The sequence below is a fragment of the Bacillus sp. K2I17 genome, assembly GCF_002209985.1.
In the GTDB taxonomy this organism is placed as follows: domain Bacteria; phylum Bacillota; class Bacilli; order Bacillales; family Bacillaceae_G; genus Bacillus_A; species Bacillus_A wiedmannii.
This window is the reverse complement of record NZ_NJGF01000001.1, coordinates 331,964-350,522: the sequence shown is the minus strand read 5'-3', so window position 1 is coordinate 350,522 and position 18,559 is coordinate 331,964. Positions and strand designations below refer to the sequence as shown.

18 protein-coding genes and 1 other annotated feature are annotated in these 18,559 nt (G+C 35.9%); of the genes, 15 read left to right on the top strand and 3 right to left on the bottom strand.

Annotated elements, in window-relative coordinates; all coding sequences use genetic code 11:
* Positions 1-8: 8 nt before the first annotated feature.
* From argB to CER22_RS01915, 7 genes are all read left to right on the top strand, one after another.
* Positions 9-776, top strand: coding sequence for an acetylglutamate kinase (argB, locus tag CER22_RS01945; RefSeq protein ID WP_088608126.1), 768 nt, complete (start codon positions 9-11; stop codon positions 774-776).
* On the top strand, positions 773-1,933 hold the full coding sequence (locus CER22_RS01940) for an acetylornithine transaminase (RefSeq protein WP_073516430.1): 1,161 nt from the start codon (positions 773-775) through the stop codon (positions 1,931-1,933). Before argB ends, CER22_RS01940 begins: the two co-directional genes overlap by 4 nt.
* A 12-nt stretch (positions 1,934-1,945) precedes the next feature.
* Positions 1,946-2,896 (top strand): ornithine carbamoyltransferase, encoded by a 951-nt coding sequence (argF, locus tag CER22_RS01935; RefSeq protein WP_088608125.1) that lies wholly within the window; start codon positions 1,946-1,948, stop codon positions 2,894-2,896.
* A 355-nt stretch (positions 2,897-3,251) separates the two neighbouring features.
* A complete protein-coding gene (locus tag CER22_RS33570; protein ID WP_088608124.1) occupies positions 3,252-4,232 on the top strand; it encodes a WXG100 family type VII secretion target in 981 nt (326 codons plus the stop codon).
* Between the two features lie 3 nt (positions 4,233-4,235).
* The gene (locus CER22_RS01925; RefSeq protein WP_088064500.1) at positions 4,236-4,754 is read left to right on the top strand and encodes an SMI1/KNR4 family protein; all 519 of its coding nucleotides are present in this window, start codon (positions 4,236-4,238) and stop codon (positions 4,752-4,754) included.
* Between the two features lie 478 nt (positions 4,755-5,232).
* Positions 5,233-5,784 (top strand): DUF2062 domain-containing protein, encoded by a 552-nt coding sequence (locus CER22_RS01920; RefSeq protein WP_141490867.1) that lies wholly within the window; start codon positions 5,233-5,235, stop codon positions 5,782-5,784.
* Positions 5,785-5,842: 58 nt separating this feature from the next.
* On the top strand, positions 5,843-6,061 hold the full coding sequence (locus CER22_RS01915; RefSeq protein WP_088608123.1) for a hypothetical protein: 219 nt from the start codon (positions 5,843-5,845) through the stop codon (positions 6,059-6,061).
* 24 nt (positions 6,062-6,085) lie between these two features.
* Here the strand turns inward: CER22_RS01915 and CER22_RS01910 are convergent, their stop codons facing one another.
* A complete protein-coding gene (locus tag CER22_RS01910; protein WP_000445817.1) occupies positions 6,086-6,532 on the bottom strand; it encodes a MarR family winged helix-turn-helix transcriptional regulator in 447 nt (148 codons plus the stop codon).
* Between the two features lie 72 nt (positions 6,533-6,604).
* A complete protein-coding gene (locus CER22_RS01905) occupies positions 6,605-7,384 on the bottom strand; it encodes a GDSL-type esterase/lipase family protein (protein WP_087985149.1) in 780 nt (259 codons plus the stop codon).
* A 362-nt stretch (positions 7,385-7,746) separates the two neighbouring features.
* Between CER22_RS01905 and cpdB the strand changes: the two genes are divergently transcribed.
* Positions 7,747-10,089, top strand: a complete 2,343-nt coding sequence (gene cpdB / locus CER22_RS01900) for a bifunctional 2',3'-cyclic-nucleotide 2'-phosphodiesterase/3'-nucleotidase (RefSeq protein ID WP_088608122.1) — start codon at positions 7,747-7,749, stop codon at positions 10,087-10,089.
* Positions 10,090-10,138: 49 nt separating this feature from the next.
* On the opposite strand, the gene nhaC is transcribed toward cpdB, so the two are convergent.
* Positions 10,139-11,512 (bottom strand): Na+/H+ antiporter NhaC, encoded by a 1,374-nt coding sequence (gene nhaC, locus CER22_RS01895; protein ID WP_000253742.1) that lies wholly within the window; start codon positions 11,510-11,512, stop codon positions 10,139-10,141.
* Between the two features lie 277 nt (positions 11,513-11,789).
* Positions 11,790-12,010: a binding site (T-box leader), on the bottom strand.
* Between the two features lie 142 nt (positions 12,011-12,152).
* Between nhaC and CER22_RS01885 the strand changes: the two genes are divergently transcribed.
* From CER22_RS01885 to bioB, 7 genes are all read left to right on the top strand, one after another.
* Entirely contained in the window at positions 12,153-12,509 is a 357-nt protein-coding gene (locus CER22_RS01885; protein ID WP_137011333.1) for a hypothetical protein, read from the top strand.
* A 122-nt stretch (positions 12,510-12,631) separates the two neighbouring features.
* Positions 12,632-14,020, top strand: coding sequence for an adenosylmethionine--8-amino-7-oxononanoate transaminase (bioA, locus tag CER22_RS01880; RefSeq protein ID WP_000217828.1), 1,389 nt, complete (start codon positions 12,632-12,634; stop codon positions 14,018-14,020).
* Complete coding sequence (gene bioD / locus CER22_RS01875; RefSeq protein WP_088608121.1) at positions 14,020-14,748, top strand: dethiobiotin synthase; 729 nt, start codon at positions 14,020-14,022, stop codon at positions 14,746-14,748. The genes bioA and bioD overlap by 1 nt, the downstream gene beginning before the upstream one ends.
* Positions 14,714-15,901, top strand: a complete 1,188-nt coding sequence (bioF, locus tag CER22_RS01870; protein ID WP_088608120.1) for an 8-amino-7-oxononanoate synthase — start codon at positions 14,714-14,716, stop codon at positions 15,899-15,901. The genes bioD and bioF overlap by 35 nt, the downstream gene beginning before the upstream one ends.
* Complete coding sequence (locus CER22_RS01865; protein WP_087985143.1) at positions 15,898-16,638, top strand: alpha/beta fold hydrolase; 741 nt, start codon at positions 15,898-15,900, stop codon at positions 16,636-16,638. Before bioF ends, CER22_RS01865 begins: the two co-directional genes overlap by 4 nt.
* Positions 16,604-17,413, top strand: coding sequence for a malonyl-ACP O-methyltransferase BioC (gene bioC, locus CER22_RS01860; RefSeq protein ID WP_087985142.1), 810 nt, complete (start codon positions 16,604-16,606; stop codon positions 17,411-17,413). Before CER22_RS01865 ends, bioC begins: the two co-directional genes overlap by 35 nt.
* Before the next feature lies 1 nt (position 17,414).
* A complete protein-coding gene (bioB, locus tag CER22_RS01855) occupies positions 17,415-18,413 on the top strand; it encodes a biotin synthase (protein ID WP_088608119.1) in 999 nt (332 codons plus the stop codon).
* Positions 18,414-18,559 lie beyond the last annotated feature (146 nt).

Below are 18,559 nucleotides of genomic sequence, written 5' to 3'. Positions count from 1 at the left end.
GAGGGAAGATGAGCGATTATATTGTAGTGAAATGCGGCGGTAGTATGTTGGATCAATTAAATGATGTGTTTTTTGATTGCATAAAGAAATTGCAACAGAAGTATAAAGTAGTGATTGTCCATGGCGGCGGCCCAGAAATTGATGCCCAATTAAAAGATTGTAACATCAAAGTAGAAAAAAGAGATGGATTACGAGTAACACCAAAAGAAGTTATGGATATTGTTCAAATGGTGCTATGCGGAAGTACGAATAAAAAGTTTGTAATGAAGTTGCAAAGGCATAATTTACTTGCGGTAGGTTGTTCAGGGTGTGACGGCAATTTACTTCAAGTTCAACCTGTCAGCGAAGAAATAGGATATGTGGGAGAAGTAAGTTATGTCGAAACAACCTTACTAAAAGGATTGATAAATTTGAATTATATTCCTGTTATTGCTCCGGTCGGGATACATGATAATGAGATTTATAACATAAATGCGGATACAGCTGCAGCTGGAATTGCGGCCGCATTATCCGCAAAAGAACTCATTTTTATTACGGATGTAGATGGGATATTACATGAAGGGAAATTAGTAAAGAAAACGGATGAATCGGAAATTACTACTTTAATAGAAAAAGGAGTTATTACAGGCGGGATGATTCCGAAAGTACAGGCGGCACTAACGTCATTAAAAATGGGAGTGCAAAAGATAAGTATTGTGAACGGTACAAAAGATTTTACTGAAGTTACGGGCGAGTGTATCGGAACGACGGTAACGAAAGGAGTAAGTATCGTATGACAAGTCATCTTTTTCAAACGTATGGGAGAAGAAATATTGAGCTTGTAAAGGGAAGTGGAACGGAAGTTATTGATGAAAATGGTAAGCAATATTTAGATTTCACATCAGGAATTGGCGTATGTAATTTAGGACATTGTCATCCTAAGGTTATGAAAGCTGTCCAAGAGCAACTTCATGATATATGGCATATATCTAACCTGTTTACAAACAGCTTACAAGAAGAAGTAGCGTCATTATTAACAGAAAATACAGCGTTAGATTCTGTTTTTTTCTGTAATAGCGGGGCAGAGGCGAATGAAGCTGCTTTGAAGCTAGCTCGTAAGCATACTGGAAAATCTCTCGTCATAACATGTCAGCAGTCTTTTCATGGTAGAACATTCGGAACGATGAGTGCGACGGGGCAAAATAAAGTGAAAGAAGGATTTGGTCCGCTCCTTCCGTCTTTTTTACATACCCCGTTTAACGATATAAAGGCATTAGAGGAAGTAATGAATGAAGAAGTAGCGGCGGTAATGGTAGAAGTTGTTCAAGGAGAGGGAGGAGTCATTCCTGCTGATTTATCTTTTTTGAAAGCAATTGAAACATTATGTAATAAGTTCGGTTCCTTATTTATTATAGACGAAGTACAAACAGGGATTGGAAGAACAGGGACATTATTTGCTTACGAACAAATGGGAATAGATCCTCATATCGTTACTGCCGCTAAGGCGCTTGGAAATGGCATTCCCGTTGGAGCGATGATTGGCCGGAAGGAACTTGGAACATCGTTTACTGCAGGATCACATGGTTCAACGTTTGGTGGGAATTATATTGCAATGGCTGCAGCGAAAGAAGTATTGCAAGTAAGTAAGAAACCATCGTTTTTAAAAGAAGTAAAGGAAAAGAGCGAATACGTATTAGAGAAGTTGCGAGAGGAATTACGACATGTTGAATGTATTCAAAATATACGTGGTAAGGGGCTTATGATTGGGATTGAGTGTAAGCATGAAGTTGCAAGTTGTATAGAACAACTAGAGAAAGAAGGACTTCTCGTATTACAAGCAGGACCTAATGTGATTAGACTATTACCACCACTTATTGTAACGAATGAAGAGTTAGAACAGGCAGTATATATGATAAAAAAAGTAGTTTGTACAAAAAACGTATCAATCATATAAGGGGGAAATTCTATGTCAACTGTACAAGTACCGAAATTAAATACGAAAGATTTTTTAACATTAGAAGAACTGACACAAGAAGAGATCATTTCTTTAATTGAGTTCGCTATCTATTTAAAAAAGAATAAGCAAGAGCCTTTATTACAAGGAAAAATATTAGGGCTTATCTTTGATAAACATTCGACTCGTACTCGCGTATCTTTTGAAGCAGGAATGGTACAGCTCGGAGGACATGGTATGTTTTTAAGTGGGAAAGAGATGCAAATTGGAAGAGGGGAGAGCGTTTCAGATACTGCGAAAGTATTATCTCATTATATTGATGGGATCATGATACGTACATTCTCACATGCCGATGTAGAAGAGCTTGCAAAAGAATCGAGCATACCTGTAATTAATGGTTTAACGGACGATCATCATCCTTGTCAAGCACTGGCGGATCTAATGACAATATATGAAGAAATAAATACATTTAAAGGAATAAAATTGGCTTATGTAGGTGATGGAAATAACGTATGTCATTCATTGTTGCTAGCAAGTGCGAAAGTTGGAATGCATATGACTGTTGCAACGCCTGTAGGATATGAACCAAATGAGGAAATTGTAAAAAAAGCGTTAACGATTGCTGAAGAAACAGGAGCGAAAATTGAAATTTTGCATAACCCTGAACTAGCGGTGAGTGAAGCAGATTTCATTTATACTGACGTTTGGATGAGCATGGGGCAAGAGGGAGAAGAAGAGAAATATACTTTATTTCAACCTTACCAAATCAATAAAGAACTTGTTATGCATGCGAAGCAAACATATCGTTTCTTACACTGTTTACCTGCCCATCGTGAAGAGGAAGTAACAGGAGAAATTATAGATGGACCACAGTCTATCGTCTTTGAGCAAGCGGGTAATCGATTGCATGCGCAAAAAGCATTATTAGTAAGTTTATTTAAAAATGTAGAAGAGCTTTCTTAAATGAAGTGCACCTCAATTGTTAGATACGAATAACAATTGGGGTGTTTTTTATGGTTAAATTCTTTTTAGAAGAGAAAGTAAATACAATAAAAAGATATTACTTTGAGTATATACTGAATGTACTTAATTATATGGGTAGAGGGGGGATATCTATTAGAGAAACAGCTACTAAATTTTTTGTATAACCTTTTGTGCCTAGTTTACTAAGAAGACTCTTTACTTCACATACACATAGGCTTCATTTGCTGTTAAGCAGGCTTTATGTTGTATAAAGATTTTTGGATGTTCTAAAATTTCTGTATTTACATTTTTTTCTTTTTATCTCATAATTTTAATTGGGAGAGGGAGGAAAAAAATGGTTCAAATTAAAGTTACACCTGAAATGCTAGAAGAAGTTGCGAATCGTGCAAGCAATACCCGAATCGCATTAGAATCTATACATAATAATTTATGTAATGAAATAGATCAATTGTGTTTTCAGTGGATTGGTGCCTCTAATCAACAGTTCATTCAAATGTTCAATGATGCGAGACTAAAAGCTTTTACATCTATTCATTCACTTGTAAAAGTAGAAGAAGATTTGAAACGAATTGCTGAAAAATTCCGCAATACAGATAATCAAGATGTTACAATGGAACAAGGAGCGATGTGTGGACCACTATCAGCAGAAAAAGAGGATTTTGATGGTGAAAAACTTGCTAGGGATATAGTAGGTGAAATAAGTGGTGAGTATGATATTCGTCGTGCTTGGGATGGGATTGATCCATCTACTGGCGAAAAACTATCTACTTTGGATAGAGTATTTGCTGGAGGAATGGCAGTAGCAGGGATTACACCCTTTGGGAAGATAGCTAAAGTAGGCAAAGGAGTTAAAATGACTGCTAAGGCTACTGAGGCTGTGAATAAAGCTAAAAAAGTACCTGTGGAGAAAGTCAATGGAGTTAAGGGGGCCGGTAAAGCTGGGGGACCTGTAGAGGTCAAAGCACCTCCTGGAGCGACAGATGAACAGATAGCGCAAGTTAAGGCTTATGTTGAGGGATCTAATAAAGCCTTAGAAGCTGGTGCTTTATCACCAACAGGAAGGGTATCAACTAAAGGTAAATTAAGACAAGAAGCTTCACGTGCGGCAAGGCTAGAAGGTAAGCGAGCTGCTGATAATGGAGAAGCATACAAGGGACATGTTGGTCATGTTCCTGATACAACTTGGATGGGGAAACCGGAGCCTCATAGTTGGTTAGACCTTGATCCAAAAGTTAATATGAGCATAGGTGGACAGGCTAATAAATATCCAATTGGTTATAAACCTACAAAATTTAAGTTTGTAGAGGAGGAGTAGATGATGAATAATTGGAAAGATAAGATAGCTACAATGATTTTAGTGAAGCAGGAGCTAATGAAACAAGATGTAGAAAAAATATGGCCACACCATTTTCCAGAGGTGGGAGCAAATGAAAAATCTATTCGCATTATTGAACAAGAATTGGGATATAAGCTTGATTTAATGTATCGAGAATTTCTTCAATATGCCAATGGTTGGGCAGGCTTTTATCAAACGGTGGATTTATTTGGTACGGAGCAATTAAAGGAATCATCTATAATGGATTATGCTCAGGTATTATTAGAAGCTATAGATGATGTTGTTTTAGAAGAAAGCGGTGTTTTAAGACAGGAGCTATTACCAATAGCAGTTTCTGAATTTGATAGGGATTTATTTGTTTTATGTTTACCTAATTCTTCTAGACCAGGAGAGATAATTTGGTTTGCGGGTGAAGAAATAGATAGATTTGAGAATTTTGACGAGTACTTTTTAGCAATGATCGACTATAATAGAGAAGAGATATTAGCTTTAAAGGGGTAGTTTATGCAATCGTGTTTTTTAAGTGTATGTTAATGTGCGGCTATAAAAACATAAATACTAATACGGCTAAAGCAAAATATATTTGAAGTGAACAGAAAAGAAAATGAATATTAATCGTCAAGATATACAAGTTTTAAGGTTACGATAAAATCTAGAGCAATTTAAAAACAATATGAACTGAAAGTACTTGATTGTCGATTAAAGGCAACAAGTGCTTTTTTCGTCTTGATATAAAAATAAATGATATGGGACAAACATTAGGAGAATAAATAAGAAAAAAGTCGCCAAACTGAAATACCCCTCCAATTGTTAGACACGAATAACAATTGGAGGGGTGCTTTTTTATATTGAAATGTCGTATGTATATTTGGTTAACCATCTCTATATCATTTATAATAAAAAGAGTAAACTAAATTTGTTTTTCATATCATGTAAGGACATACTAGATAGAAAAAATATAGTTAAAGAGATGATGAATTTGAAAACAACTAAGAAAACATATTCGTTTTTTCAGCGGATGTGGAGAATATTAAAGTTTCAATATTATAAGTTGCTTCGATCACCAGAAGGAGCAAAGAAAGTGTCGTTAGGTTTTGCCATTGGATTTGGTTTAGAAATGTTGGTAATTTATACGGCATCGCTCGTATATTTAATATTTTATCCAATTGTCAGGTTAGTAAAAGGATCTTTTCCAGCCGCAGTCATTGGTAATATTATTGGGAAAATATCGTTTCTCCCAGTATTTTTATTTCCGTTTGCTTATGCGTTAGGGAAAATGATTTATCCATTTGATGTACAGAAAATACATCATGAACCATTTACGATATCAGATTTGTTTTCGAGTCATATTTTTACGATGTTAAAGAGCTTATTACAGAGTGAAGTATATGTATTAATTGGTATGACGATAATAGGAATTGTGTTTGGGGTAATTTCATATTTCGTTGTGCATTATTTATATGAAAAGAATCGTAAGTTACGTTTGAAGAAAAGAAAGAAACAAGTTAGAGAACCACTTGTGCAAATATAAAGAATGTCACATTCATTTTCTCCTTTGAATATGTTTAAGGAAAAGGGGGAGAGAATGAATGTATTATTACTATGTACCTCAAGTATATCCATATATAAATTATTATCCTGTAAATGATATGAGGCAGCAATTCGGCGTATATCCGCAGCAACAAATACAGCAAATGCAACAGCCGCAGCCTCAACAGCCCGGGCAGCAACCTGTTCAAGAACGAAAGCCGTATTTAACGACATGGCCATATTCAAATGTATACTATGGTAATTATTACGAATCATAAAGCTGCTTCTATGTAGAAGCAGCTTTATGCGTTTGTTTTCAAAATTAAATTTTGAATGGTTTGAAGAGAGTGAATGAGCTTTTCGCGCTCTTCCTCAGATAATGTTTGGAAATTTTCTTTTAATTTGTCTAAAATGAATTGTTGATACTGATTTACTAACAATTTCCCTTCAGCTGTTAGGGAAATTAAAATGACCCGTCGATCTTTTTCGCTATAATGACGCTCTATTAGTTCTTCTTGAATCAGTTTGTTTAATAGAGGTGTCATGTTAGGCCGTGAAATCGCTAGCCGCTTGCCGATTTCGGAAACTGCTAATGTACCATTTTCATGCAGAAGTAGCAATACTTGTGTATGTGATGGCGGCATATGTCTTTGAGAAGAAAATTCTCCAGGAAGCATAAATTTGCGATAAAAAAGAGGCACTAGCGAAAGAAGATGATCAACAATACGTTCCCACTCGCGTGATTCCATATAAAGGCCCCCTTCCACTATCATTGTAACAAAAAAGACATGTTATAAAAATAGAATTGTTTCATGGAAATTTTAATATTTGTAGGCCAACACTTTTTTTGTAAATGAATCGGCAATAATCGCGTAGCCATTATCATTTGGATGCACTTGGTCAAAGAGTAAATCTTTTTTATCATTTGATATTAATTTACGAATTGGTAAAACGATAGATGGTTGATTTGCTTTTGAAATGGAATAAACGGATTCATTCCATCCATCTAAAAACATATCTGCATAACTGGCGATGGAGTCATCGAGTTGTAACGGATTATAGAGTTCTGAGAGAATGAGTAAAGCGTTCGGATTTTGATCTCGAACTGTCTTTACAATATTTTTTATATCCGCTTCAAAATGAGCTTTTTCTTTATTTAACATTTTAATACCATCTATAACACCGACATCACGATTTAAACGGAATAAATTATTTCCTCCAATATTAATTGTAATGATATTTGCTGCTCTAATTTTTTGCTTTACATCTTCTGATTGCACTTTTTTAGCGAGACGATCTGTTGTAAGACCGTTTATCCCAAGGTTTTCTACTGTAATTGGCTTATGAATTTGTGCTTCTATTTGTCTAGAAGCTAATTCAGCAAATCCCCCTTGTGTCGATCCATATCCTTTGGCGAGTGAATCACCTAGTACGAGATGATAAAAGGAATCGTTTGTTTGCTTATCAATCCAACTTGGAGTAGATGTTTTTTCTGTGTTTTCTTCGGGTTCATTTTGTTTTGTCTCATCGTTCTTTTCAAAATAAGAATAAGAAATGATTAGAAGGAGGAGACAAACAATTGTTAAGATGACTTTTTTCATATATTCATCCTCCTTGTAATTGGTAATTGTATCATATTCAGCAGTATTAACAATGTAAGGGCATATTATATGTTTATGAAAAGTTTACAACAACTTTACAGAAAATTTGTAGAAGTATGTCAAAAAATATTGACGATATGAAAGTACATTATATATGATAATGTCAGATAAGGTGAAATTTTAATGAGTAGGGCTTTATTTCCCACTAATTAAAGTTTCACTAATCAGGCGTTTAAGGGGACTACTCATTAGCGCAGGATGAAATGAAAATCTTGTCTCTAATAGAAGAAAAAAGGTATGTGGTTAGAGGCAAATAGAAGTTTATTTCATTATTTTTGGTAATTGTATAAGGGGGATTTTTTGTGAAAAAGTCAAAAAAAATGCTAGCTGGAGCAACTCTTGCTATAGGTGTAATAGCGCCGCAAGTATTGCCAGCAACAGCTCATGCGGATGAGAACAACGGGGAGAGTACGGTTAACTTACGAATTCTAGAAACATCAGATATTCACGTTAACTTAATGAATTACGATTATTATCAAACGAAAACAGATAATAAAGTAGGTCTCGTGCAAACGGCAACACTTGTTAATAAAGCACGTGAAGAAGCGAAGAACTCTGTCCTATTTGATGATGGGGATGCATTGCAAGGGACACCACTTGGAGATTATGTAGCGAATAAAATAAATGATCCGAAGAAGCCTGTGGATCCTAGTTATACACATCCATTATATCGTTTAATGAATTTAATGAAGTATGACGTCATCTCTCTTGGGAATCATGAATTTAACTACGGTTTAGACTATTTAAACAAAGTAATTAGTAAAACAGAGTTCCCGGTTATTAACTCCAACGTCTATAAAGATGATAAAGATACTAATGAAGAGAACGACCAAAATTACTTTAAACCATATCATGTTTTTGAAAAAGAAGTAGAAGATGAATCAGGACAAAAACAAAAAGTGAAAATTGGCGTAATGGGATTTGTTCCACCTCAAGTTATGAACTGGGATAAAGCAAATTTAGAAGGAAAAGTGAAAGCGAAAGATATAGTTGAAACAGCGAAGAAAATGGTGCCAAAAATGAAAGCAGAAGGTGCAGATGTTATCGTTGCACTAGCGCATTCGGGCGTTGATAAGAGTGGATACAACGTTGGCATGGAAAACGCTTCGTATTATTTAACAGAAGTTCCTGGTGTAGATGCAGTATTAATGGGACATTCACATACTGAAGTGAAGGATGTATTTAATGGTGTTCCAGTTGTAATGCCTGGTGTCTTTGGAAGTAACTTAGGTATTATTGATATGCAATTGAAAAAGGTAAACGGAAAATGGGAAATACAAAAAGAGCAATCGAAGCCGCAACTTCGTCCGATTGCTGATAGTAAAGGGAACCCATTAGTACAATCTGATCAAGAATTAGTTAATGAAATTAAAGATGATCATCAAGCGACAATTGATTATGTGAATACAGCTGTAGGAAAAACGACAGCGCCAATTAATAGTTATTTCTCATTAGTACAAGATGATCCTTCTGTACAACTTGTGACAAATGCACAAAAATGGTATGTAGAAAAGTTATTTGCTGAAAATGGACAGTATAGCAAATATAAAGGAATTCCAGTTTTATCTGCAGGCGCACCATTTAAAGCAGGTGGCCGAAACGGTGCTACATATTATACGGATATTCCAGCTGGAACGTTAGCGATTAAAAACGTTGCAGATTTATACGTATATCCAAATACGTTATATGCTGTAAAAGTAAATGGGGCACAAGTGAAAGAATGGCTTGAAATGTCTGCAGGTCAGTTTAACCAAATTGATCCAAAGAAAACAGAAGAACAGCCGTTAGTAAATATAAGCTATCCTACATATAACTTCGATATTTTAGATGGCTTAAAATACGAAATTGATGTAACACAACCAACGAAATACGATAAAGATGGAAAAGTTGTAAATGCAAATACGAATCGTATTATAAATATGACATATGAAGGTAAGCCAGTAGCTGACAATCAAGAGTTCATCGTCGCTACAAATAACTATCGCGGAAGTAGCCAAACGTTCCCAGGTGTAAGTAAAGGCGAAGTTGTATACCAATCACAAGATGAAACACGTCAAATCATTGTGAAGTATATGCAAGAAACACCAGTTATTAATCCAGCAGCAGATAAAAATTGGACGTTTAAACCGATTGTTGCAGATAAATTACATACAACATTCGATTCTTCACCAAATGCACAAAAGTATATAAAGAAAGATGGGAAAATATCATATGTTGGACCATCTGAAAATGAATTTGCTAAATATGCAATTGATATAACAAAGAAGAACGATGATGATAAGGAAACTGGTGGAGAGAATCCAACGACACCGCCAACAGGTGAAGGGAATAATGGAGGAAATCCAACGACACCACCAACAGGTGAAGGGAATAATGGAGGAAATCCAACGACACCACCAACAGATGAAGGTAGTAATGGAGAAAATCCAACGACACCACCAACAAATGAAGCAAATAATGCAGGATCTGGACAAACTACAACGGATAATCAAAACTCAAAAGAAACAACAACTGTAAGTGAAAATAAAGAAGACCGTGATTTACCGAAAACAGGTACAAGTGTTGCTTCTACAATTGGAGCAGGCTTGGCGTTTGTTGGAGCGGGATTACTTCTGTTATTTAGAAGAAAGAAAGCAAATAGATAGTGGAGAAATATAAAAAGGATTACCGATTCAGGTAATCCTTTTTAATATATTATGAAAGTGTTACAGCTTTTTCTTTCTTCCATGAAAGGCCAAATCCAGTGAAACCAACAATAATTGTTAAGACTGGGCAAGCTAAACAGAAAATTGCGAATGGAAGGTAATCAAATGTCGGAACGCCAAGGACGTTCGATAAGAATACACCACTTACTCCCCATGGTACGAGAGGGTTAATAACTGTACCTGCATCTTCTAGTACTCGTGATAAATTCCGACGTTCTAAACCGACTTCATCGTATTTATTAGCAAATGCTTGTCCTGTTAAAACGATGGATAAGTACTGCTCACCAAGTAAGAAGTTTACACCAATTGCAGTTGAAGCAGTAGAAATAATTAAACGTGTGCTATTTTTTACGAAGCTAGAGATGATATTCATGAGCTGCGTAATAATACCCATTCCTTGTAATAATCCTCCCATACAAAGAGCCAGGAAAATAAGTGCAATCGACATCATCATACTTTGTAGACCACCGCGAGATAGTAAGCTATCAATGTCTTTAATACCAGTTTTAGAAACGTATCCGTCTTGCATAATTTTCATTAAATCAGCTAAAGAAGTGCTAGGTTTAAAAATAAAGAGAATAATAATTCCTACCACAATTCCTGCAAGTAATGTTGGAACTGCTGGAACTTTTTTAAATGCGAATAGGAACAGTAATAAAATTGGAATTAGTGTAACGATAGAAATCGTCGTATTTTTCTCTAAAGTGCTAATAAAGTTTGTGAAGTCAACGTCTCCGCTAGTACCGCCTCCTAAAATGAAAAATGCGATAAAAGCAATAATGAAAGCTGGAACTGTTGTCCAAAGCATGTTACGAATATGCTCAAATAAATCTACACCCGTTACAGCAGGAGCTAAGTTTGTTGTATCAGATAAAGGAGACATTTTATCTCCAAAGAATGCACCAGAAATAATTGCACCAGCGATTAGAGCTGGATCGTATCCGAGAGCACTACCCATACCCATAAAGGCAAGTCCTACAGTTGCGGCAGTTGTAAAGGCACTACCGATACTTGTTCCAACAATTGCACAAACAACAAAAACAGTTGGAACGAAAATCTTTGGAGATACAAGCTGGAAGCCGTATACCATTAAAGTTGGAATTGTTCCAGCAGCGATCCAAACACTAATTAATACGCCTACAAGCAAGAAAATAAAAATAGATGGAATACCAGCTGAAATACTACTGATCATCCCTTTTTCCATAGTAGACCAAGAGATTTTTTTCATAAATCCAAATGCTAATAAAAGAACGATACCAAATAAAATTGGGATGTGTGGTGAAACTTCTAATTGAATAACACTAAAGCCAATACAGAAAAAGATAAATAATGTTAAAAGAACAGATTCAATTTTTGAAACCATTGTTTTCCCCTCCTAAGTAATTTAAAATAGCTCTTTTTTATATAAAATTCGCCAATATTGTGTATTTCCTTCTAAAATTTAGAATTTTGTGACAAATTATCGGTAATTGTTGGTCCTTCAATATGATACGGAAATGATTGGATAAAAAAACGTCCCTGCATATAATTATGCAGGGACGAAGATATCGCGGTACCACCCTAGCTTGTGAAATGAATGTATCACAAAATAAAGGGTCGTATGATATGCGCTAATAAAATAAAAACGCCCCTGCAATATATGCAGGGACGAAAAATTCGCGGTACCACCCTAAATTGTGAAACAGTTTCGTTTCACCACTCTTTAGATATAACGGTCTATAACCGTCTTTCACTACTCCTTACGTTTCGCAAAAGAAGCTCCAGGGGGTAATTCATAATTCGCTCTGTACTGGTTCGCACCGACCACCAGCTCTCTGAAATCAGAAATCGAAATACTACTAAATCCTATCAATGCCGATTCATATGATGTTAGTTAAATTTTTATCACATTTTCATCTTATATGTCAATAAAAATGTTCAATATTTTTTTAGGGAAATAAAGGTTAAATGTTTTTAATGTTCTAAATTTGTACGTTATAATGAATTTGAAAGGGGAGGAAAGAGTGAAGAAAAAAATAATTCTTTTTACCACCTTACTAGTCATTGGCGGAAGTGCTGGAATTTACACAGCTTTTGCAGCTGAATCAGAGCAGGCGAAACAAAAGCAAATACAGCAGTTAGAAGTGAAGAAAGCGAAAGAAACGGAAGAGAAGAAGTCGATGGAAAAAGCAGCTGAGAAACTAGGAGTTTCTACTGAAGGGAAAACAAAAGAAGAGGTTACGAAAGAAGTAAATACCGCAAGATTTGAGAAGCGCCATGATTTATTAATTGAACATGCAAAACAACTTGGAATTGATACAGAAGGAAAAAAAGATGAAGAGATTATTTTAGAAATCGGAAAGGTACAACACGGAAAGTAGAACAACTTATCGTATGATAAGTTGTTCTTTTTTAAGAACTATTTGATTTAAAAATAATTGACAGTCATTTAAATTTAATGTTAACTTTATTTATAAATTAGTTAACAATAGGGGTGGCAATTGTGACTGTTAATAGTAATACGACTGAAAAATCGTCTTATACATATGAAGAATTATCGGAGAAAAATAAAGCTTATGTATGGCATCCGTTTACACAAATGAAAGATTATTTAGAAGAAGACCCTGTCATTATTGAACGTGGAGAGGGAAGAAAGCTATACGATGTAAATGGAAATGAATATTGGGATGGTGTTTCATCTATTTGGTTAAATGTTCACGGACATCAAGTACCAGAATTAGATGAAGCAATTCGTGAGCAATTAAATAAAATTGCCCATTCTACTATGTTAGGACTTGCTAACGTTCCATCTATTTTATTAGCAGAAAAAATAATTGAAGTTGTGCCAGAAGGTTTGAAGAAAGTATTCTATTCAGACTCCGGTTCTAGCGCCGTTGAAATTGCAATTAAGATGGCCTTTCAATATTGGCAGCATAAAGGAAAACCGAAGAAACAAAGATTTGTTACATTAAAAGAAGCGTATCATGGTGATACAATTGGAGCTGTTTCAGTAGGAGCGATAGACTTGTTTCACCAAGTGTATAGTTCACTTTTATTTGAGGCAATTAAAATGCCGTATCCATATACATATCGTTCTCCTTATGGAAATAATAAGGAGGAAATTGTGAAAAAACATTTAGAAGAAATGGAAGAGCTGCTGAAAGAAAAGCATGAAGAAATTGCGGCGATTATTGTAGAGCCTTTAATGCAAGGTGCTGGCGGTATGATTACAATGCCAAAAGGATACTTAAGAGGGCTCCGTAATTTATGTACAAAATATAATGTTTTATTTATTACAGATGAGGTAGCGACTGGATTTGGGCGTACCGGGAAAATGTTTGCATGTGAACATGAAAATGTAACGCCGGACATTTTAACAGCCGGAAAAGGTTTAACAGGTGGATATTTACCAGTTGCAATCACCGTAACGACAGATGAAATTTATAATGCCTTTTTAGGAGACTATGAAGAACAAAAAACATTTTTCCACGGTCATAGTTATACAGGGAATCCGTTAGGGTGTGCGGTAGCCATTGCGAATCTAGAGCTATACGAGAAAACAAATTTAATAGAAGAAGTGGCAAGTAAGACAGAATATGTAGCGACGCAATTAGAATCGCTCTTTGCGTATAAACATGTAGGGGATATTCGTCAGTGCGGGTTAATGGTTGGAATTGAACTTGTGAAGAATAAAGAAACGAAAGAAGCGTTTGAATGGACAGAGAGAGTCGGTGTTCAAGTATGTAAACGTTCAAGAGAGCTGGGCATGATTTTGCGACCACTCGGTAATACGATTGTATTTATGCCTCCTCTTGCTTCTACAATTGATGAGATTGATGATATGTTACGTATTTTGTATAAAGCAATCTCGGATGTTACGGAGGGAGAATAATGGGCGGTTTTTTTGTTACAGCAACGGATACTGAAGTGGGGAAAACTGTAGTTGCGGGTGCATTAGCAGGTGTATTTAGAGAATTGGGATATAACATCGGGGTATATAAACCGTTGCAAAGTGGACATGTTGCATCAAATCCAGAGGGAGATGCAGCAAGGTTAAAAGCATTATCGGGTGTACCAACAAAAGAAGATGAAATTTGCCCTTATTCTATTGAAGAACCTCTTGCTCCGAGACTTGCCATGAAAAGAGCTGGAAGAGTAGTACATTTAAAAGACATTATGGATCATTATAATGAACGATTGAAAGAGTTTAATAGCCTATTTGTAGAAGGAGCAGGTGGACTGGCTGTTCCATATACAGAAGACGCTTTAGTAATTGATTTCGCAAAGGAATTACAGCTTCCTCTTATTATAGTCGCACGCCCTACATTAGGAACAGTAAATCATACAGTTTTAACAATTGCTTATGCAAAGGCACAGGGCTTAACAGTAGCAGGTGTAATTTTATCCGGCTGCAAAGAATGTGAAATGGAAAGAGTACAAGAAAATAAAGAAATGATTGAAGAGATAAGTGGGGTACCGGTTTTAGGTTTATTGCCATTCTTTGAAGGTGCGTTTACAAAAGAAGAAGTCTTGGAATCTGCAAAAGAGTATATAATGATTTCAAAATTAGAGGAGTTCATCCGAAATGAATCAAACGTGGCGCACACATCTTCAATCTAAATTGCAACAATTAAATGAGCAAGGACAGTATCGCAATTTGCATGTAACAGAACAAGCAGAAGAGACATGGCTTATTCGAGATGAAAAAAGGATGCTAAATTTAGCGTCAAATAATTATTTAGGGTTAGCTGGAGATGAGAGGTTAAAAGAAGCTGCTATTGCATGCACAAGAAAATATGGAACTGGAGCGACAGCATCAAGGCTCGTTGTAGGAAATTATTCACTGTATGAAGAGGTTGAGAGAAGTATATGCGAATGGAAAGGCACTGAAAAAGCCTTAGTTGTAAATAGTGGATATACCGCAAATGTTGGAGTGATTTCTTCATTAGCCTGTCGTCACGATATTGTGTTTAGTGACAAATTAAATCACGCAAGCATCGTTGATGGGATTATATTAAGCGGAGCAGAGCATAAAAGGTATCGTCATAATGATTTAGATCATTTAGAGAAGCTGTTGCAAGCAGCGCCGCCCAAAAAGAAGAAATTAATCGTAACGGATACTGTTTTTAGTATGGATGGTGATACTGCGTATTTGAGAGAGTTAGTGGAGCTGAAAGAGAAATACGGGGCAATCATTATAGTCGATGAAGCACATGCGAGTGGAATATATGGAATTGATGGAGCAGGGTTGTCTCATATAGAAAAAGATATTGCTCAAAAAATTGATATACATATGGGGACGTTTAGCAAAGCTCTAGGGTGTTATGGTGCGTATTTGACAGGTGATACAATGTATATAGAGTATTTACAAAATATGATGAGAAGCTTTATTTTTACAACAGCTTTACCACCAGGAACGTTAGGAGCAGTGCAAAAAGCAATTGAAATTGTGAAAGAAGATAATGAAAGAAGAGAGAGGCTTATAGAGAATGGAGCATATTTTAGGACACATTTGCAAGAAGCTGGTTTTGATATTGGGAATAGCTCAACTCATATTGTACCGATTGTAGTCGGTTCAAATGAAGCAGCTTTACGGTTTAGTAGAAGGCTGCAAGAGGTAGGTATTGCAGCAATTGCAATTCGTCCACCAACGGTTCCAGTTAATAGTTCACGGGTCCGTTTTGCAGTTACGTCCCAACATACAATAGCTGATTTGAAATGGGCTATTCAGCATATTATACGCATTGGTAAAGAAGAGGGGTTTTTCGTATGAAAGAGCTAAAGGTTATTTTTATTCCTGGATGGGGAATGGAAGAAGGTGTTTGGACTTTAGTTCTGCCGTATTTTAAAGGATATTCTGTTCAATGTATCAATTGGCGTAATGTGAAAGAACAAAGTGAATTTGCGGGGCGAATAATAGATGTAGCAAAAGATGAAAATGTAATTTTAGTTGGATGGTCACTAGGAGCGTTAGCAGCAGTTCAAGCTCATAAAAAGGTTAAGGCAAAAGGTATCGTACTAATTGGTGGTACTGCCAAATTTACAAATACGAGCGATTATACGAGTGGATGGAATACTCTGCATGTAGAACGGCTGAAAAAGAATTTAGCGAGAAAGAAAGAAGATACGCTCAAGCGGTTTTATGAAAATATGTTTACAAAAGATGAGCTGAAAGAGAATAAAAGGTTTGAAGATATGATAAAACGCTTTAAAGGTGATTCTATTCAGTCTTTGCAATTAGGTTTGGAGTATTTAATAGAAGCAGATATGAGAGAAGAACTGAAAGAAATTAAAGTCCCTATACTACTTATTCACGGAGAGCAGGATGTAATTTGTCCATTGTCTGCAGCGCGTAGTATGGCTGAGAATGAGACTGCCACGCTCAAGGTAGTAAGTGAGGCTGGACACGCATTATGCGTAACGAATTTCGAATATTGCGGAAATGAGATAATTCAATTTGTAGAGGGGATACGACATGATCAACAAAACGTTACTTCAAAAACGGTTTAACGCGGCATCTGTATCCTACGATCAATATGCAAATGTACAAAAAAAGATGGCACATTCATTACTTTCTACATTGAATCGGCGATATAGTGCAAATTCATCGATACGTATTTTAGAACTTGGATGCGGAACAGGATATGTTACAGAGCAATTATCAAACTTATTTCCGAAAGCACATATTACAGCCATTGATTTTGCTGAAAGTATGATTGCAGTTGCGAAAACTAGACAAAATGTGAAAAATGTAACGTTTTACTGTGAGGATATCGAAAGATTACGACTAGAAGAAACATATGATGTCATTATTTCAAATGCCACATTTCAATGGCTAAATGATTTAAAACAAGTGATAAGAAATTTATTTCATCATTTGTCTATAGATGGGATATTACTCTTTTCAACGTTTGGACATGAAACATTTCAAGAATTGCATGCTTCGTTCCAGCGGGCGAAAGAAGAAAAAAATATACAAAATGAAACATCGATTGGGCAACTTTTTTATTCGAAAAATCAGTTGCGCCATATGTGTGAAATAGAAACAGGGGATGTGCATGTTTCTGAAACATGTTACATAGAGAGATTTACAGAAGTTAGGGAGTTTCTACACTCTATTCGAAAAGTAGGAGCGACCAATAGTAATGAAGAATCATATTGTCAAAGTCCCTCACTCTTTCGTGCGATGCTTCGCATATACGAAAGAGACTTCACGGAAAATGAAGGGATAATGGCGACGTATCATGCTTTATTTATGCATATAACAAAAGAGGGGAAGAGATGAAATGAAACAAGTACAAACAAAAAGGGATTGGAAAAAACTTGCACATGAGGTAGTAGAAGAGAAAATGATTACGAAAGAGGATGCAATTGCAATATTAGAAGCTGATGATACAGAAGTGTTAGAAATTATGAATGCAGCTTACATCATTCGCCATCATCACTTTGGTAAGAAAGTAAAATTGAATATGATTATTAATACGAAATCTGGATTATGTCCTGAAGATTGCGGATATTGTTCACAGTCTATTATTTCAGAGGCGCCGATTGATAAATATGCATGGCTAACGCAGGAAAAGATTGTAGAAGGAGCACACGAAGCAATTCGCCGTAAAGCGGGTACATATTGTATTGTAGCATCTGGTCGTCGCCCGACGGATAAAGAGGTGAATCACGTAATTGGAGCAGTTAAGGAGATTCGTGAAACGACAGATTTGAAGATTTGTTGTTGTTTAGGTTTCTTAAACGAAGATCAAGCAGGACGTTTAGCAGAAGCGGGTGTACATCGTTATAACCACAACTTAAATACACATGCAAATAATTACGAAAGTATTTGCTCCACTCATACGTATGACGATCGTGTTGATACAGTTCAAAAAGCGAAACAAGCAGGCATTTCACCATGCTCTGGGGCAATTTTTGGAATGGGGGAGACAATAGAAGAACGTGCTGAAATTGCATTTGAATTACAACGTATAGATGCAGATTCAATTCCATGTAATTTCCTTGTTGCTGTAAAGGGTACGCCGCTTGAAGGACAAAAAGAATTAACGCCGATAGAATGTTTAAAAGTACTGGCGATGATGCGTTTTGTAAACCCAACGAAAGAAATTCGTATTTCAGGAGGACGTGAAATCAATTTACGCTCTGTGCAGCCAATCGGTTTATTTGCAGCAAATTCTATTTTTGTTGGAGATTACTTAACGACAGCTGGACAAGAACCGACTGCAGACTGGGGTATGATTGAAGATTTAGGGTTTGAGATTGAAGAATGTGCATTATAAGATAGATAAAAAGCAAACTTGTAAAAGAGTTTGCTTTTTTTGTAAATAAAATGTAATAAATAGTTTTGAAAGCTTGATACTATTGGTTTTTGAGCGAAAAAAAGAATTTTGGTGGACGAATTTTCCAAGCCCCAATTGTACATAGT

Bases quoted from the DNA above. Each gene is read 5' to 3' on its own strand.
- argB (WP_088608126.1), top strand. From the start codon at position 9: ATGAGCGATTATATTGTAGTGAAATGCGGCGGTAGTATGTTGGATCAA.
- CER22_RS01940 (WP_073516430.1), top strand. From the start codon at position 773: ATGACAAGTCATCTTTTTCAAACGTATGGGAGAAGAAATATTGAGCTT.
- argF (WP_088608125.1), top strand. From the start codon at position 1,946: ATGTCAACTGTACAAGTACCGAAATTAAATACGAAAGATTTTTTAACA.
- CER22_RS33570 (WP_088608124.1), top strand. From the start codon at position 3,252: ATGGTTCAAATTAAAGTTACACCTGAAATGCTAGAAGAAGTTGCGAAT.
- CER22_RS01925 (WP_088064500.1), top strand. From the start codon at position 4,236: ATGAATAATTGGAAAGATAAGATAGCTACAATGATTTTAGTGAAGCAG.
- CER22_RS01915 (WP_088608123.1), top strand. From the start codon at position 5,843: ATGTATTATTACTATGTACCTCAAGTATATCCATATATAAATTATTAT.
- CER22_RS01910 (WP_000445817.1), bottom strand. From the start codon at position 6,532: ATGGAATCACGCGAGTGGGAACGTATTGTTGATCATCTTCTTTCGCTA.
- CER22_RS01905 (WP_087985149.1), bottom strand. From the start codon at position 7,384: ATGAAAAAAGTCATCTTAACAATTGTTTGTCTCCTCCTTCTAATCATT.
- nhaC (WP_000253742.1), bottom strand. From the start codon at position 11,512: ATGGTTTCAAAAATTGAATCTGTTCTTTTAACATTATTTATCTTTTTC.
- bioD (WP_088608121.1), top strand. From the start codon at position 14,020: ATGGGCGGTTTTTTTGTTACAGCAACGGATACTGAAGTGGGGAAAACT.
- bioF (WP_088608120.1), top strand. From the start codon at position 14,714: ATGAATCAAACGTGGCGCACACATCTTCAATCTAAATTGCAACAATTA.
- CER22_RS01865 (WP_087985143.1), top strand. From the start codon at position 15,898: ATGAAAGAGCTAAAGGTTATTTTTATTCCTGGATGGGGAATGGAAGAA.
- bioC (WP_087985142.1), top strand. From the start codon at position 16,604: ATGATCAACAAAACGTTACTTCAAAAACGGTTTAACGCGGCATCTGTA.
- bioB (WP_088608119.1), top strand. From the start codon at position 17,415: ATGAAACAAGTACAAACAAAAAGGGATTGGAAAAAACTTGCACATGAG.